1 protein-coding gene is annotated in these 429 nt (G+C 66.9%); it reads left to right on the top strand.

The window, feature by feature from the left end:
• Positions 1-16: 16 nt before the first annotated feature.
• On the top strand, positions 17-429 hold a 413-nt coding region (locus KZZ07_RS26685; RefSeq protein WP_219519950.1), incomplete at its 3' end, for a multicopper oxidase domain-containing protein.

The raw sequence follows: 429 nt of genomic DNA, 5'->3' as shown, positions 1-429 counted from the left end.
CGAAGGGAATGTTCCCATGCTCAGCCGTCGAGCCCTCCTCGCGCGCGGCGCCGCCCTGGGAAGCGCGGCCGCGTTAAGCCCCATGCTTCCGGCTTGGGCGCGCAGCGGAACCCGCGGCGTCCCGCCGACGCTGCCGACCCTGTCGGGTAGAGACATTGCTCTCGAGATCGGCCACATGCCCTTCACGGTCGGAGGGCGGACCGGGCGCGCCATCGCCGTCAACGGAACGGTTCCGGCGCCGCTCCTGCGCTTGCGCGAGGGCGAAACCTTCCGCATCGCCGTCACAAATACCCTCGACGAAGTCGCCTCTATCCATTGGCACGGCTTCTTGATTCCGTTCCAAATGGACGGTGTTCCGGGTGTGAGCTTCCCCGGCATCCGCCCCCACGAGACCTTCGTCTACGAACTCCCGATCAAACAGTCCGGCAC

This window comes from Mameliella sp. CS4 (assembly GCF_019392335.1).
Lineage (GTDB): Bacteria > Pseudomonadota > Alphaproteobacteria > Rhodobacterales > Rhodobacteraceae > Antarctobacter.
This window is presented reverse-complemented; position numbering and strand designations above follow the sequence as displayed.